This window comes from Halolactibacillus sp. JCM 19043 (assembly GCF_001310395.1).
Classification (GTDB): Bacteria; Bacillota; Bacilli; order Bacillales; family Amphibacillaceae; genus Halolactibacillus; species Halolactibacillus miurensis.
Window position 1 is genome coordinate 1 of the sequence record NZ_BAXD01000101.1, and the last position, 553, is coordinate 553.

Consider the following 553-nt stretch of genomic DNA (forward strand, 5'->3'; position numbering starts at 1 on the left):
AAGCAGGATTAACAACGTAGACAGCAACCCCCATTTTTTCGGCTCTTGACTTGATTGCTAGTATCATCTTTTGATAAGCAAACTGACTCATTCGACGATTGGCTTTCCTATGTCCATAAGGACGCGACACTTTGGACCGCGTCGTATCCAATCTTTCGATGGCGAGTGGTTTATGATGTTTAACAGCATAGTCAACAAGGGCAATAACTTCTGCTTCTATTATTTTCGTTGCCTGTCCACTGGTTTTACCCTCTAAGTTAAACGGAAGAGTAAAGGCATCCACACATTGACCAATGTCGTTGACATTGGCGACAGCGAGATGATTCACATTCAAATCAACACCAACCATACCCGTTGATGTTGAGGTATTCAGATAGGGTGTAGCCGGCACATCAATTAAGCATTTAACGATATAGTAGTCAACATGGTCCTCAAGCGACCATCCAATAGGCTTCCCGTACTTTTTCTTATCTTTCAGGTTCATTTGTGTTTGAATGGCACGATTGACAAGATCTTGACCATAAGAAAAAAAAACGTCAGTGAGACGAATGAC

1 protein-coding gene is annotated in these 553 nt (G+C 42.0%); it reads right to left on the reverse strand.

The features are described 5' to 3' along the window. The coding region (locus JCM19043_RS15845; protein ID WP_156321461.1) for an IS200/IS605 family accessory protein TnpB-related protein at nucleotides 1–484 on the reverse strand (484 nt) is incomplete at its 3' end. Nucleotides 485–553: the final 69 nt, after the last annotated feature.